The organism is Allosalinactinospora lopnorensis (assembly GCF_000981225.1).
GTDB lineage: Bacteria > Actinomycetota > Actinomycetes > Streptosporangiales > Streptosporangiaceae > Allosalinactinospora > Allosalinactinospora lopnorensis.
The window spans coordinates 67,692-81,451 of record NZ_LAJC01000021.1 but is presented as its reverse complement, the minus strand read 5'-3'; the positions used below and the strand labels follow the sequence as shown (position 1 = coordinate 81,451).

Genomic DNA, 13,760 nt, shown 5'->3' with positions numbered 1-13,760 from the left:
CTCGCGGCCGTTTCCCGCCCCGCCCGGGGCGCGGACGGCGGAGGCGTTTACAGACCGGGTCAGGGGGACCCGCCACGCGCGGGCCTTCGGGCCCGGCGCGTGGTTCTTGCATGGTCCCTGGAGGGGCCGGCCCCCACTCTGCACGGAGCCGGATTAGAGGTATCGTCTTACCCTAACGGCCGACCGGTCGGTATGTCGGCCCGTTTGGTTCCGAACGTGGAGGCGATATGGAAACGGCCTACCGGATCTGCCCATTGTGCGAAGCGACCTGCGGGCTGAAGCTCACCATCGACACCGGCCGGATCACCGGCGCCCGCGGTGACCGCGACGACGTCTTCAGTGCCGGATTCATCTGCCCGAAAGGAGCGACGCTCGGGCAGCTCGACTCCGACCCCGACCGGCTGCGCCGGCCGATGGTCCGCGAGGGCGGGTCCTGGACCGAAACGGGGTGGGCGGAGGCGTTCGCGATCGTGGAGCGCGGCCTGATGGGGGTGGTCGAGCGGCACGGCCGCCTGTCGGTGGCCACCTACCTCGGCAACCCCAACGTGCACACCCTCGCCGGTCAGATGTACTCGGGTGAGTTCGCGAAGACGGTCGGCAGCCCCAACGTCTACTCGGCGAGCACCGTCGACCAGATGCCCAAGCACGTCTCCAGCGGCCTGCTGTTCGGCGACCCCTACGCCATCCCGGTGCCGGATCTGGACCGCACCGACCACCTTCTGATGCTCGGCGCCAATCCGGTGGAGTCCAACGGCAGCCTGTGCACCGCCCCCGATTTCCCCGGCCGCCTGAAGAAGCTGCGCAAGCGCGGCGGGCGGCTCATCGTCGTCGACCCCCGGCGCACCCGGACCGCCGCCCTGGCCGACCAGCATGTGGCGATCCGCCCGGGAACGGACGCCTACCTGCTCTTCGCGATGGTGCACACGCTGTTCGAGGAGGGGCTGGCCGACCCCGGCCCGCTCGCCTCCCATGTCGAGGGCATGCACGCCCTGCCGTCACTGGCCGAGGCGTTCACCCCCGAGGCGGTGGAACCGGTGTGCGGTGTCCCCGCAGACGGGATCCGCACCCTGGCCCGCGAGCTGGCCCAGGCGCCGACCGCCGCCGTTTACGCCCGGATCGGCACCACCGCCGTCGAGTTCGGCACGCTGACGAGCTGGCTGGTCGACGTGCTCAACCTGCTCACCGGCAACCTCGACCGGCCGGGCGGTGCCATGTTCCCCCTCGCGCCGCACCGCCGGCGCGGCCAGGGGCGCGGGCGCGGGTTCCAGCTCGGCCGGTGGCACAGCCGGGTGCGCGGCCTGCCCGAGGTCAAGGGCGAGCTTCCCGCGGCGGCCCTCGCCGAGGAGATCACGACCCCGGGCGAGGGGCAGGTGCGGGCGGTGGTCACGATCGCCGGGAACCCCGTGCTGTCCACACCCGGCGGCGACCGGCTGGCCCAGGCGCTGGCCGGACTGGAGTTCATGGTCAGCGTCGACCCGTACCTGAACGAGACGACCCGGCACGCCGACGTCATCCTCCCGCCACCGCCGCCGAGCCAGTCCTCCCACTACGACATGTCCTTCAACGAACTCGCGATCCGGAACAACGCGCGCTACTCACCGCCCCCGGTGCCCTTGGCCGGCGACCGTGTCGACGAGTGCGAGATCCTCGCCCGCCTGATCCAGATCGCCGCCGGCCGGGGCGCGGACGTCGATCCGGCCGAGGTCGACGGCCGGCTGATCGAGCGTGATCTCGCCAAGGCCATCGCCGACCCCGCCTCCCCCGCGTACGGAGCGACGCGGCCAAGCTCGCCGAGGAGCTGTACCCGGGTACTCCCGCCGAACGCAGGCTGGATCTGAAGCTGCGGCTGGGGGCCTACGGTGACGGCTTCGGCGCCGACCCTGACGGGATCAGCCTGCGGCGGTTGCTGGCCGAACCGCACGGTATCGACCTGGGCCCCCTCCAGCAGAGGATCCCCGAGGTCCTCAAGACGGCCTCAGGGGCGATCGAGGTGTGCCCGGAACCCATCGCCGAGGACGTGCGGCGGCTCCGGGAGGGGCTGGACACCCGGCGCGACGCGCTCGTCCTCATCGGCCGCCGCCACCTGCGGTCCAACAACAGCTGGATGCACAACGTGCCCGCGCTGGCGGGCGGGAGCAACACCTGCACGCTGCAGGTGCACCCGGACGACGCCGCGCGCCTCGGACTCCAGGACAACGCGGCCGCGCTGGTCCGCAGCCGCTCGGGGCAGCTCCAGGTCACCGTGGAGCACACCGAGGCGGTTCCCTCGGGCGTGGTGAGCTTGCCGCACGGCTGGGGGCACGGCGCTCAGGGCACCCGCATGGAGGTGGCGGCGGCGGATCCCGGAGTCAACGCCAACGTGCTCACCGACCCCGATGTCATCGACCCCCTGTCCGGAACCTCGGTCCTCAACGGCGTCCCCGTCGACGTGCTGCCCGCGCCGTGAGCCGTGCCGATGGTCGCTCGACCCCTGGACCGGAACCTGCGGCACGCGAGGCGGGCGCGAGGACGCCGGGAACCGGCCGTCCCTTCATACGGTCTGGGCGGGTGGCGCCGACCGGCGCCACCCGCCCAGGCTCCGCACGTCGACGGGCGCGGAGCTACGGGCGGTTGCGGGCGAGCAGGGAGATGCTCTTCACCCCCCACTTCCGGGTGGCGTCGTCGGCACTGTCGGACAGGAACCGGTAGCGGTCGTTGTGGCGTACGGTCTCGACGCTCATGCCGGCGGCCTCGATGGCGTCCTGGTAGGAGTCGATCTGCATGGCACCCCCAATACAGGAGGCCCACAGGGCCGCGTCGCAGGTGACCGCCTCCGGCAACTGGCTCTTGGAGACGATATCGGCCAGCGCGAGGCGCCCGCCGGGGCGCAGCACCCGGGCCACCTCGCCGAACACAGCCGTTTTGTCGGAGACCAGGTTGAACACGCCGTTGGAGATGACCACGTCGACGGCGGCGTCCTCGACCGGGAGCCGCTCGATGTAGCCCTTGCGGAACTCGACCTGCTCAAGGCCGCGTTCAGCGGCCAGCCGGGACGCCTTGTCGATCTGGGCGTCGGTCATGTCGACGCCGATGACGCGGCCACCGGGCCCGCACAGGCCGGCGGCGATCACGCTGTCCGTCCCGGAGCCGCTGCCGACGTCGAGCACGGTTTCGCCGGCGCCGATCCCGGCGAGGTCGAAGAAGTAGCCGACCCCGGCGAAGGAGTCGACCGCGGCCGCGGGGACCGCGTCGAGGTAGTTGGGCGGATAGCCGATCCGCTCGGCCACCGTCCGCCCGAGCTCGAAGTGGAAGTCCCCCTCCGGCTGCACGGCCACCTTGTGGTACATCTGCTTGACCTGCAGCTCCAGGTCTTTGATGTTCAGGGTTCTGGTCGTCATCGTGGGAATCCTTTCCTGGCTAGTAGCTGAAGGTGACAGCGCCCTCGTCGCCGATCCACTGCCACAGCGGCACGGTGCCGCCGATCTCGGCGTTGGTGATCAGGCGACCCTTGTCCAGGTCACGGGCGTTGAAGCAGATCGGGCAGACCAGGAAGCGCCCGCCCGCCTGCTCGTAGCGCCGGAGCAGGTCGGGAAGGGACGGGCAGCCGTCGCAGGCCACGCCGACCGCCACACCCTCCATAGCGAGCCGCACGGCCTCCTTGGTGAGGAACATCAGGGTCGGCCGCCCCTCCTCGGCCGCGGCCACCGCAACCAGGAACGCCACGGTGACCTTCTCCGGGTCTTCCAGACCGGTCGTCAGACTGATCGCCGCCTTGTCGGACACGACGATCCCTCCCTTCTCTCGTACTGATGAGGGGCCGTTACTCGGTGAAGCAGTCCACGCAGACCAGGCGCAGCTTTCCGGCGCCCCGGTTATGGATGGCGTGCGGCTCGTACGGTTCGACCGAGAACACGTGCCCGGGTTCCAGCAACTGCGACCGGTCCGAGAGGCACAGTGCGCCCCGGCCGGCCACGATGACTCCTTCATGCGCGTGCGGGTGCGAGTGGAACGGCGTGGCGCTCTCCGGCTCGATGTCCAGCACCTTGAGTTCGGTGTCCCGCACGCGCTTGAGGTGACGGATCTCGATGCCGGGCTCCTCACCCGCCACGGGGACCTCGTCCAACCGTTTGACTGTCATCACCCGACTCCCTCCGGTCCGTCCTTGCCCTTACTGACGAGGGAGGCGGTGGCGCTGATTGCGTTTCACCGCGGATGCAATAACCGCGCCGCCGGTGACGTCTTCACAGACAAGCGGAGTGTTGTGCGCATGGGTGGGGCAGGGTGTTGCCGTGGCGGTACCGCAGGGGACCAAGGAGTCGTTCCAGGCGCTGGCGCGTTCTCAGTTGCCGCGGCTGCTGGCACTCGCAAGGCGCCTGACCAGGGATGACGCCGAGGATTTGGTTCAGGAGGCGCTGCTGCGCGGCTACCGGTCGTACGCCGGATTGAAGGATGCCCAGGCCGGCGGGCCCTGGCTGCGGGCCATCCTGGTGAACACCCACCGCGACCGGATGCGCAAACGCGCCCGCTCGGCCGAGGAGATACCGGTAGCCGACTGCGAGGAGTTCTCCCTCTACCGGACCATCGCAGAAGAGGACCCGTTCCCGTACTCCGACACCGTCCACCTTGATTTCCTGCATACTTTCGCCAAGGAGGACGTGCGCCACGTGTTGCTGCGCCTACCGGAGATCTACCGGGTTCCCCTGGTGCTCTGCCACATGGAGGGGTTCGCCACCAAGGAGATCGCGCGGCTGTGCGGAGTCCCGCTGGGTACGGTCCTCGCCAGGCTGCACCGCGGCCGAAAGGCGTTCGAGCGGGAAATGTGGGCCTACGCAGAGGAAACGGGCATGCTCAAACGTGGAGGGCGTGATGAACGATAAGCACTCCCCGCTGATGCCGTGCTCTGAAGCGATCCAGCAGTTGTGGGACTACCTGGAGGGCTCGGGCCGGCGCGTCGACCGGGAGCGCGTCGACGAGCACCTCGCGTTCTGCCGCCGCTGCTGCGGCGAGCTGGAGTTCATCGGTCACCTGCGGGATCTCCTGGCGTCCCAGACCATAGACGACTCCCGACCGCAGGCGGTCCAGCGGCTGGAGCGATTCCTGGAGGAGCTGTAGACGATGACCCACGACCTGATGTTCCAGGAGGAGATCCGCCGGGCCGTGGCCCGGGCGTACTCCGCGATCCCGAGCGGCGGCGGCGAGGCGGTGACCCGGCGTTCCTACTCGGCCGAGGAGCTGGCCGAGTTGCCGGCGGGTGCGGTGGCGTGGGCGCTCGGGGTGGGCGACCCGATTCCCCACGCCGGGCTTCGACCGGGGGAGGCCGTGCTCGACGTGGGCAGCGGCGGCGGTATCGACACCATCCTGGCGGCGCGGCGTGTCGGTCCCGAAGGCCGGGTCATCGGCCTCGACCTGCTGGACGAGATGTGCGCCCGGGCCCGTGAGCACGCGCGCGCGGCCGGGGTCGAGGACTGGACCGAGTTCCGGCGCGGCGAGATGGAGGCGATTCCCCTCGCCGACTCCAGTGTCGACGTCGTCGTCTCCAACGGAGTGATCAACCTGTCGCCGCGCAAGAGCCGGGCGCTGGCGGAGATTTCCCGGGTGCTGCGCCCCGGCGGCCGGCTGTGCCTGGTGGACCTCGTCGTGGACGAGGAGCTGCCGCCCACGGTGCTCGGCTCGACGGCGGCCTGGGCCGGGTGCGTCTCCGGGGCGCTGGCCGAAAGCGTCTTCCGCAACAAGCTGCGAAAGACCGGCTTCACCGATATCTCGATCGGAGAGCGGCTTCCCTTCGGCCTGTCGGAGGCCGCGCTCTACCCCCTGTTCACCCCGGAGGTCATCGAGCAGATGCGGGAACTGCTCCCGGCGCAGCGGCACGAGAACGTCGCGACCAGCGTGCTCGTCAAGGCTGTGCGTCCACTCGCCTGACCGGGCGCTAACTCCGCGCCGGCGGTCACTCGGCCCTGATGCGGGGTTTGGACTCGCCGGTCCGGCGGCTGTGGGACTCGGAGTAGACCTTGGAACGGAAGTGCAGTATGGGGTCGCCGGACAGCTCGATCCCCGGCGGCACGTTCGTCGGGTCGAAGACGGAGCCCTCGACGAGTTCCTGGTCCTCGTGCAGCCGGTCTATCACCAGCCGGCCCGCGGTGATCCGGGGGCGCTCCTCCGGCCACTGCCTGGTCACGTTGTCGAGAGGGTCGCCCTCCTCGGCCATCTGGAACACCAGGGTCCAGCTCACCGGCGCCTGCGCGACGCGCTGCTTGATCTCGCTGATCAGGTACTGCGGAGGGAGGACACGATCGTCCTCCGGGGTGATCTCCGCGGGCCCCGCATCGGGGATCCAGCGGTAGCGGAAGGGCCGGCGGCGCCCTTCGGCGTCGACCAGGTAGTAGGCGTGCAGCCCGTTGAACCGGGTGGTGGCGAAGCTCTCCGTGGCAGGGAGCCCGGTGATCCCCTTCAGGCCCGGCAGGGAGTGCCGGTGCCGTACCACGTGGCGCAGCACCCGCAGCAGGCTCGGCCGGCCGGTGCGGGGGCCGCGCCGCTGTGCGTTGGTGATGTCGATGAATTCCTCAGGGGTGGCCGCCGGGAAGTTCGGGATGTTCGGCGCCCCCCAGGTGCTGTGGCCTCCCGACGGAAGGGCGAACCGCACGGCCAGGCCGAGGACGTTGCCCCGGGTGGCGGAATGGCGGTCGGGGGCGTAGGGGCTTCCCGCCGCGTTCGACAGCCGGACGACCGTCTCGACGGGTGTTCCCTGGAGATGCTCGGCCGTGCTGAGCTCGGCGGCCTCGGCCGTGGCGGTGAAGTGCCCGCGGAAGCCGACGCCGCGCGGGTGGGCCCGTCGGTAGCCGGGCACGACACCGGTGTGCTGCTCCATGGCGAGCATCGCCCGGTCGACGCGGTCGGCGTCGCCGGATGCGGGGTTCGGTGTGTGGCTCACGTGCGTATCTCCTCGGAACGTGCTGGTCGGTCGGGCGGCGGGGGTGATCGCGCATCGCCACCCGGTCGGGGCCCTGGACGCGGCTCCGGCGCCGGCGGACACCGAAGGCGCGGAGCCGGCCCCGGGCGTCGTCCTGGACCATCCGGGTCGCCCAATGTTTGTACTCGACCGTACAATTTTTGTACGCGGAAGTACAATAATCGGCGGGGCGATGGCCGTCACATCGGTCTCCGGAGGGGTCGAGGGAAGGTGCCGCCATGGCCTCACCGGCTGGTCACCCCCGGGGCGGGTGCGGGCGTCGCGCGTCCCCGCGGGGAACCGGCAGCGGCCGCCAACGGACACGAAACGGAGTACACCCGGCGATGAACATCCGTGCTGAAAGAACCCCGGCGCAGAACAGTCGCGCACCCCACCTGCCACTGGCCACCCGCCGGGAGCTGGTGCTGGACGCCGCGCTGCGGGTGATGCTGCGGGAGGACGGCACGGTGTCGATGGAGGACGTGGCCGCCGAGGCCGGAGTGGCCAAGACGGTGCTCTACCGCTGCTTCGACAACCGCGAGGCCATGCTGGAGGCGCTGGACCAGCGGGAGAGGCAGCGCCTGTCGCGGGAGCTGACCGCCGTGCTGGAGTCGGTACCAACGGGAACCGACCCGGTGCGGACCCTCCACGGGTTCCTCCAAGCCTACTTCACCGCGGTCGCCGGGGCCCCGACAGCTACCGGCTGGTCTATGGCCCTTCCGCCCAGGCGAACCGGGGCATCGGGGTGCGCCGGGCCCGCGCCGAGGCCACCCGGCACCTCACCTCCGTGCTCTCGCCGTGGCTGGACCACGCCGACGGCGGCTCGGCACCGGGCGGGGAGCGCACCGCCGCGGCGGCCGCAGCCCTGGCCGTCGGGGTCGCCGAAGCCGGTGCGCGCATGCTGCTCGATACCGGCCGGCACTGGACCCCGGCCGAACTCGCCCGGTTGGCCGCGAGGCTGTTCGCCGGAGGGGTACCGGCGCTCGCGGAGGACCCGCAGGACTGAGCGCCGCGGGTTCAAGGGGTGCGGGCGACCAGTTCGATGATGATCCGGGCCAGCTCGGAACCGGCGTCCTCCTGCAGAAAGTGCCCGGCGCCCTTGATCGTCGGGTGCTGCCGGTCACGCGCTCCCGGGACGAGTGTGTGGAACGGGGCCTCCCAGCCGGAGGTGATCGGGTCGCCGTCGCTGAACGCGGTCAGGAACGGTTTCTCCCAGCGTTCGAGCACCTCCCAGGCGCGGCGGTTGTCGTCCGAGGCGGGGTCGTCGGGGGAGGTGGGGACCAGCGACGGAAAGATCCGCGCCCCCGCTGTGTAGGAGTCGTCTGGGAAAGGGGCGTCGTAGGCGGCGATGACGTCGTCCGGGAGGCCGCTGGCGGTGCCGTTGCCGATGACCCGCCCGATCTGGAACCCGGGTTTGTCCCGGCTGAAGCGCTGCCAGGCGAGGAACGCCTCCGAGGGCGGGTGGTCGCCGGTGGGCAGCCCGCTGTTGGCCAGGACGACCCGGGCGAACCGGTCCGGCTCCTCCGCCAGCACCCGCAGGCCGAGCAGCCCGCCCCAGTCCTGGGCGAACAGGGTGGCCCCGGTCAGCCGCAGCTCGTCGACGAGCAATCGGCGCAGCCAGCCCACGTGGGCGGCGTAGCTGTAGTCCTGCTGCGCGGCGGGCTTGTCGGAGCGGCCGAACCCGATGAGGTCGGGAGCGACGCACCGGAACCCCCTTTCGATGAGTGGCGGGATCATCGACCGGTACAGGTAGCACCACGACGGCTCGCCGTGCAGCAGCAGGACCACGGGACCGTCGCCCGGCCCCTCGTCGAGGTAGTGCATGCGCAACGGGGCGCCGCCGTCGCCGGAGGGGATCTCGGCGTAGTGGGGGGCGAACGGGAAGCCGGGCAGACCGGTGAACCGTTCGTCGGGGGTGCGCAGGACCTGCATGGCGGACTCCTCGGTTGGGTGCCTGCCATCGGCGGTGCCGGGTGTGCCGGGTCGGACCGCGGGCCGGTTCCCGCCGAACATAGACGACCGGGACACCGAGGGCGCGGACGGGGCCACCCAGCGGAGGGGACGGGGTGGGCGCCTGGTGGACCGTGGCGCTCACGCGCGCGGGCGCCGGTGAGCGAACCCCACCGTCCGTGCCGATCACCGGTGCCGGACGGTTCCTCACTCGCCGGGTGGCGGAAGCTCCTGCTCGAACCAGACCACCTTGCCGTTGGTCTTGGCGCTGCTTCCCCAGCGCCGAGCGAGCCGGCTGACCAGCTGCAGGCCGCGGCCGCTCTCGTCGGTCTCCGCGGTATGGCGCAGGACCGGGCGCTGGTGGTCACTGTCGGCGACCTCGCACAGAAGGGCCTCGGTGCGCAGCAGCCGCAGCTCGATCGGCTGGGAGGAGTGCCGTACGGCGTTGGTCACCAGCTCGGTCACGAGCAGTTCGGTGGTTTCGGCGATCGCCGAAAGGTCCCAGTCCGCGAGCGTCGTGCGGACGAGCCGGCGCACGCGGGAGGGGGTGCTGGTGCGCGGTTCCAGGAACCAGTGGGCGACGTGGCCCGGGTCGATGCCGTGCAGGCGTGCCATGAGCAGCGCGGCGTCGTCCTCGCGGTCGTCGGTGAGCAGCGAGTCGATCAGGCGGTCGCACAGGTCGTCCAGCGGCTGGTCGGGCGCGCCGAAACCGGAGCACATGGCCGAGAGCCCGTCGCCGATGCCCTCTCCGCGCCGTTCGACGAGCCCGTCCGTGCACATCGTGAGAACGGCCCCGTCGTCGACGGGGATGTCGACGGACTCGAAGGCGATCCCGCCCACCCCGATCGGCGCCCCGGTGGGCAGGGTGAGCAGTTCGGCGCGCCCGTCCGTGTGCAGCAGCACCGGCGGGATGTGCCCCGCGTTGGCGATACTGCAGCAGCGCGAAACCGGGTCGTAGACCACGTAGAGGCAGGTGGCCAGGTAGTTCTCGTCGAGCTGTTCGGCCAGCTCGTCGAGGCTGCGGAGCACGTGGTCGGGCGGGAGGTCGAGTGCCGCGAGGGTCTGCACCGCTGTGCGGAACTGCCCCATGGCGGTCGCCGACCGGATGCCGTGGCCCATGACGTCGCCGACGACCAGCGCCACGCGTCCTCCCGGCAGAGGGATCGCGTCGAACCAGTCCCCGCCGACCTGCGCCGTCTGGCTGCTGCTCAGGTAGCGGCTCGCGATGTCGAACCCGGCCACACGGGGAGGCAGGCGGGGCAGCATGCTGCGCTGCAGCGTGTTGGCGATGCCCGCCTTGGCCCGGTAGAGGTCGGCGTGGTGCACGACGAGGCCGGCCTGAGCTGCGATCTGGGCCGCTGTGAGCACGTCGACATCGTCGAAGGGCGCGCGGTCGGGGCTGCGCAGCAGCAGGAGCGCGCCCAGCACGCGTCCTCGCGCGCAGAGCGGAACAGCGAGGAGTGAGTGGTCGCCCAGCAGCGCCGCGAGAGCGTCCGCCCCGCCGGAAGCGGTGAAGCTCCGGGCCAGGGCGCTGTCGACGCGCTCCACGAGGACCGGCTCCCTGGCGGCCACGGCGCGGCGCACCGGGTTGGCCGGCGGCATCCCCCAGACGTCGCCCCCGGGGAGGGCCTCATACCACCGGCCGGGGTCCCCGCCGTGCGCCACGACCGACCGCCGCAGCCTGCCGGCGGACGCGTCCTGGGCGTCGGGAAGCCCGCCGTCGAGCCGGTGCGGGGCGAAGAGCGCCTCGGTGAGGTGGACGGCCGCGACGTCGGCGAGCACGGGAACCAGGACATCGCCGAGTTCGCGGACGATCTGTTCCGGGTCGAGGCTGGCCCCGAGCCGGACGATGGCCTCGTTCAGAAAGGACAGGGGGACACGCAGCGCCGCACGGTCCGCGGCGCCGCCCGCGGCGAGGCGGTTGCCATCGGTCGGTGAGTCCATCGGCCCTCAGAATCCCTGTACGCGCGGCGTCTCCGGCCGCTTTCTGGAGGGGAACGCCGCCGGTCGCACGGGCATCAGCCGCCCCGCCCGCATATCAGGAACACCTGGATCTCGGGCCGCGCCTGGGTCGTGGCGGGGACGTAGGAGAGGGCGTCCTCCTCCTCGACCGTGAAGCGGGCCTCATTGAGCACCGTTCGAAGATCCTCCCGGAGGTAGCCGGTGATCTGCACAGGGCTGCCGAGGAACGGGATCGTGGGGTCGTCGACGTCGGTCTGAGCGGCCTCGCGCTTGGCCCACGGGTCCGCGCCGGTACCGGGGCCGGTCCTGCTCACGTTGTCGTCGTCCATAGGTGAGGCGTGCCTCTTCCCATCCTGCCGATGAGCCCTTGCCCGGATAGCGTCACCGGTGATCACGTGTCGACTGCGGATCGGGTTCGATTCTACGAACGAGACGGTGACTGTCCGCTTACGGGAGGCGCGGGCGGGATTGACACGCCGTGCCGGATGTGGGTCGCAATAGGCTGCCTTCGACCCGAAGGCGCGACGAGGGAACGAGGCCGTTGTGGACAACTCCCTGAATGGGAAAGAAACGACCGGAACCGGCGAGCCCGCGACCGGCTTCGGTCCTCCGGGACGCCCCGGGCCGTCCGCATCGCTCCTGTTCGCCGACCTCCCGCCCCTGGACGGCGAACTGCGCCTCGGCGAGCGGGCGGCCGCGGAGGCCGCCGACGACTACGGGCACCTCGTGCACCACCGCCCGCTCGGGGTGCTCTGCGCGGGATCCGCGTCCGACATCGCGGCGGTGCTGCGCCTGTGCGCCGACCGCGGAGTCCGCGCCGCCGCGCGCGGCCGGGGGCACTCCACCTACGGGCAGGCCCAGGCCGAGGACGGGGTGGTCATCGACATGGGCACGCTCAACGGCGTCCGGTGGGAGAGGGACGGCCGCGTCGCGGTCCAAGGGGGCGCGTGCTGGAGCGAGGTGCTGCGGGCGACGCTGCGGCACGGGCGGGCCCCGCGGGTGCTCACCGACTACCTGGAGCTTTCGGTGGGGGGAACGCTCTCGGCGGGCGGCCTCGGCGGGGCGAGCCACCGCTACGGGGCGCAGACCGACAGTGTCGCGGAACTCGAAGTGGTGACCGGAACCGGTCACATCGAGATCTGTTCACCGACGCAGCGGCCCGGGCTCTTCCACGCCGTACTGGCCGGACTCGGCCAGTGCGCCGTCATCACGCGGGCCACCCTGGAGACGGTGCCGGTGCCCCCGACCGTCCGCCGCTACGTGCTCCGCTACTCCAGCCCGGCCGCGCTGATGCGGGATCAGCGGCGCCTGGTGGCCGACGGGCGCTTCGACTACGTCGAAGGCCAGACCCAGCCCGACCCCGAGGAGGAAGGCGGATGGCGCTACCTGCTGGAGGCGGTCGCGATGCCACTCGGCGGCCGACCGGACGACACCGCCCTCATCGGCGACCTGCACGACGAACGGGAGCACGCGGAGATCGGCGACCTGCCGTTCCCCGAGTTCGCCGACCGGCTGGCGCCCAGTGTCGCCTACCTGGAATCCACCGGCGAGTGGCGCGACCCGCACCCGTGGCTGAACCTGCTGCTCCCCGACAGCGCCGCGGACGACGTGGTGGCCTCGGTCATGGCCGGACTCACCCCCGCCGACATCGGCCCCAGCGGGGTCGTCCTGCTGTACCCGATACGCCGCGAGCTGCTGCGCGCACCACTGCTGCGCGCCCCCGAGGAGCCGCTGCTGTTCCTGTTCGCCCTGCTGAAGACCGCCACCCCCGGAGCGGAGGCGCCGACCGCCGACGAGGCGCTGCGGCACAACCGCCGCCTCTACGAGCTCGCCCGGGAGCACGGCGGGTTCCGCTACCCCGTGGGGAGCGTCCCCATGGAACCGGAGGACTGGCGCGCGCACTTCGGCGACCGCTGGGCGGACCTGACGGCCGCCAAGGCCGAGTACGACCCCGCCTCGATCCTCGCCCCGGGCCAGCGGATCTTCACCGGTTAGCAGGGGAGCCGGCGGGGGAGGGGGGTGGTCGGCAGGGATCAGCAGGGAATGGGGCCGTGCGGCGAGGAGCGAGCCGTGCGGGCCGCCCACCCTGACCGCGGGGCGGCACGGTTCGCATATCCCGGTGGGCGTTTCGCCGGATTCTCCAGAAGTGAATAAAACGGGTCCCCTACACTCCGAGAAGCGCAGGTCATTCAGTCTGCTCCTCGCACACGCGGGGATGGTCCCCCGCCACCACCGAAAAGGAGGAACACGACCTGCTCCCCTCCCACGCGGGGGTGGTCGGGGGCGTCATCCGTGGTTCGCGAGGTGCGTCTCGGCGTCCTCGCCGTTCGTGTTGGGGTGTTCCTTCGCCAGCGCCGTGTCGATGAGGATCTCGGCCGCTTGGCGAGCGTGGTGGGCGGCGCTGGGGTCGCCGGTCAGTGCCGCGGTGGTCTGGGCGCCCTCTGCCAGGAGCATGAGGTGGTGGGCGAGGGAGGGGGCCGCGCCGATCTCGGCCACCAGCCTGGCCATATGGCGCTGGAAGGACATTTTGTGTTCGCGCGCGATGGCGGCGATCTCGGAGTTGACCGCGCCGAGTTCGGCGAAGGCGTTGATGAACCCGCACCCCCGGAAGTCGTCCTCGCAGAACCAATCGGCCAGGAAGTCGTAGACGGCCAGTAGCTTCCCGCGGGGGGTGGGGGCCGCGTCCATGTACTCCGTCAGACCGTCGGCCCATATTTTGCGCCTGTTTTGCAGGACCGCCGTGACAACGTCGTTCTTGGAGGGGAAGAGCTGGTAGAGGCGGCGTAGGGAGATCCCGGCGGCGTCTCGGAGCTGGTCCATGCCCACGGCGGAGAAGCCCTTTGTGTAGTAGAGCCGGTCGGCCGCGGCGATGACGCGTTGCCGGTAGTCATCGTTGTCCATGCCGGCCAGTGTACTTGTGTTG

15 protein-coding genes and 1 pseudogene are annotated in these 13,760 nt (G+C 71.2%); 8 read left to right on the top strand and 8 right to left on the bottom strand.

Annotated features, from left to right (window positions below; translation table 11 throughout):
• Positions 1–227: 227 nt before the first annotated feature.
• Positions 228–1,838, top strand: coding sequence for a molybdopterin-dependent oxidoreductase (locus VS93_RS10255; RefSeq protein WP_338022717.1), 1,611 nt, complete (start codon positions 228–230; stop codon positions 1,836–1,838).
• A 65-nt stretch (positions 1,839–1,903) separates the two neighbouring features.
• On the top strand, positions 1,904–2,446 hold the full coding sequence (locus VS93_RS32930; protein ID WP_338022716.1) for a molybdopterin dinucleotide binding domain-containing protein: 543 nt from the start codon (positions 1,904–1,906) through the stop codon (positions 2,444–2,446).
• Positions 2,447–2,600: 154 nt separating this feature from the next.
• On the opposite strand, the gene VS93_RS10250 is transcribed toward VS93_RS32930, so the two are convergent.
• Genes VS93_RS10250 through VS93_RS10240 form a run of 3 tightly spaced genes read right to left on the bottom strand, consistent with a single transcriptional unit; the run spans position 2,601 to position 4,117 of the window.
• Positions 2,601–3,377, bottom strand: coding sequence for a methyltransferase domain-containing protein (locus VS93_RS10250; protein WP_046469725.1), 777 nt, complete (start codon positions 3,375–3,377; stop codon positions 2,601–2,603).
• A gap of 19 nt (positions 3,378–3,396) precedes the next feature.
• Positions 3,397–3,762: a DsrE family protein gene (locus VS93_RS10245; RefSeq protein ID WP_046469724.1), complete on the bottom strand. Its 366-nt coding sequence runs from the start codon at positions 3,760–3,762 to the stop codon at positions 3,397–3,399.
• Positions 3,763–3,799: 37 nt separating this feature from the next.
• A complete protein-coding gene (locus VS93_RS10240; protein WP_046469723.1) occupies positions 3,800–4,117 on the bottom strand; it encodes a cupin domain-containing protein in 318 nt (105 codons plus the stop codon).
• 151 nt (positions 4,118–4,268) lie between these two features.
• On the opposite strand from VS93_RS10240, the gene VS93_RS10235 reads away from it, so the two are divergent.
• Genes VS93_RS10235 through VS93_RS10225 form a run of 3 tightly spaced genes read left to right on the top strand, consistent with a single transcriptional unit; the run spans position 4,269 to position 5,898 of the window.
• Positions 4,269–4,856: a sigma-70 family RNA polymerase sigma factor gene (locus VS93_RS10235; RefSeq protein ID WP_046469722.1), complete on the top strand. Its 588-nt coding sequence runs from the start codon at positions 4,269–4,271 to the stop codon at positions 4,854–4,856.
• Complete coding sequence (locus VS93_RS10230; RefSeq protein ID WP_156184769.1) at positions 4,846–5,091, top strand: zf-HC2 domain-containing protein; 246 nt, start codon at positions 4,846–4,848, stop codon at positions 5,089–5,091. The genes VS93_RS10235 and VS93_RS10230 overlap by 11 nt, the downstream gene beginning before the upstream one ends.
• Before the next feature lie 3 nt (positions 5,092–5,094).
• On the top strand, positions 5,095–5,898 hold the full coding sequence (locus VS93_RS10225) for a methyltransferase domain-containing protein (RefSeq protein WP_046469721.1): 804 nt from the start codon (positions 5,095–5,097) through the stop codon (positions 5,896–5,898).
• A gap of 25 nt (positions 5,899–5,923) precedes the next feature.
• On the opposite strand, the gene VS93_RS10220 is transcribed toward VS93_RS10225, so the two are convergent.
• The gene (locus tag VS93_RS10220; protein WP_236700457.1) at positions 5,924–6,907 is read right to left on the bottom strand and encodes a catalase family peroxidase; all 984 of its coding nucleotides are present in this window, start codon (positions 6,905–6,907) and stop codon (positions 5,924–5,926) included.
• 257 nt (positions 6,908–7,164) lie between these two features.
• Here VS93_RS10220 and VS93_RS33345 point away from each other — a divergent pair.
• Positions 7,165–7,425 (top strand): annotated as a pseudogene (locus VS93_RS33345) (hypothetical protein); the annotation flags it as partial.
• A gap of 245 nt (positions 7,426–7,670) precedes the next feature.
• Positions 7,671–7,931 carry a hypothetical protein gene (locus VS93_RS31410; RefSeq protein WP_046469720.1) on the top strand — a complete coding sequence of 87 codons (261 nt, stop codon included), beginning with the start codon at positions 7,671–7,673 and terminating at the stop codon, positions 7,929–7,931.
• 11 nt (positions 7,932–7,942) lie between these two features.
• On the opposite strand, the gene VS93_RS10210 is transcribed toward VS93_RS31410, so the two are convergent.
• The 3 genes from VS93_RS10210 to VS93_RS10200 form a co-directional block, all read right to left on the bottom strand.
• Positions 7,943–8,857 (bottom strand): haloalkane dehalogenase, encoded by a 915-nt coding sequence (locus VS93_RS10210; protein WP_046469719.1) that lies wholly within the window; start codon positions 8,855–8,857, stop codon positions 7,943–7,945.
• A gap of 225 nt (positions 8,858–9,082) precedes the next feature.
• Positions 9,083–10,819 (bottom strand): SpoIIE family protein phosphatase, encoded by a 1,737-nt coding sequence (locus VS93_RS10205; RefSeq protein ID WP_052745661.1) that lies wholly within the window; start codon positions 10,817–10,819, stop codon positions 9,083–9,085.
• A gap of 74 nt (positions 10,820–10,893) precedes the next feature.
• Positions 10,894–11,166 carry a hypothetical protein gene (locus VS93_RS10200; protein ID WP_046469718.1) on the bottom strand — a complete coding sequence of 91 codons (273 nt, stop codon included), beginning with the start codon at positions 11,164–11,166 and terminating at the stop codon, positions 10,894–10,896.
• A 214-nt stretch (positions 11,167–11,380) separates the two neighbouring features.
• Here VS93_RS10200 and VS93_RS10195 point away from each other — a divergent pair, with 214 nt between their 5' ends.
• Positions 11,381–12,832, top strand: a complete 1,452-nt coding sequence (locus VS93_RS10195) for an FAD-binding protein (protein ID WP_236700456.1) — start codon at positions 11,381–11,383, stop codon at positions 12,830–12,832.
• 291 nt (positions 12,833–13,123) lie between these two features.
• Here the strand turns inward: VS93_RS10195 and VS93_RS10190 are convergent, their stop codons facing one another.
• Complete coding sequence (locus VS93_RS10190) at positions 13,124–13,738, bottom strand: TetR/AcrR family transcriptional regulator (RefSeq protein ID WP_046469717.1); 615 nt, start codon at positions 13,736–13,738, stop codon at positions 13,124–13,126.
• Positions 13,739–13,760: the final 22 nt, after the last annotated feature.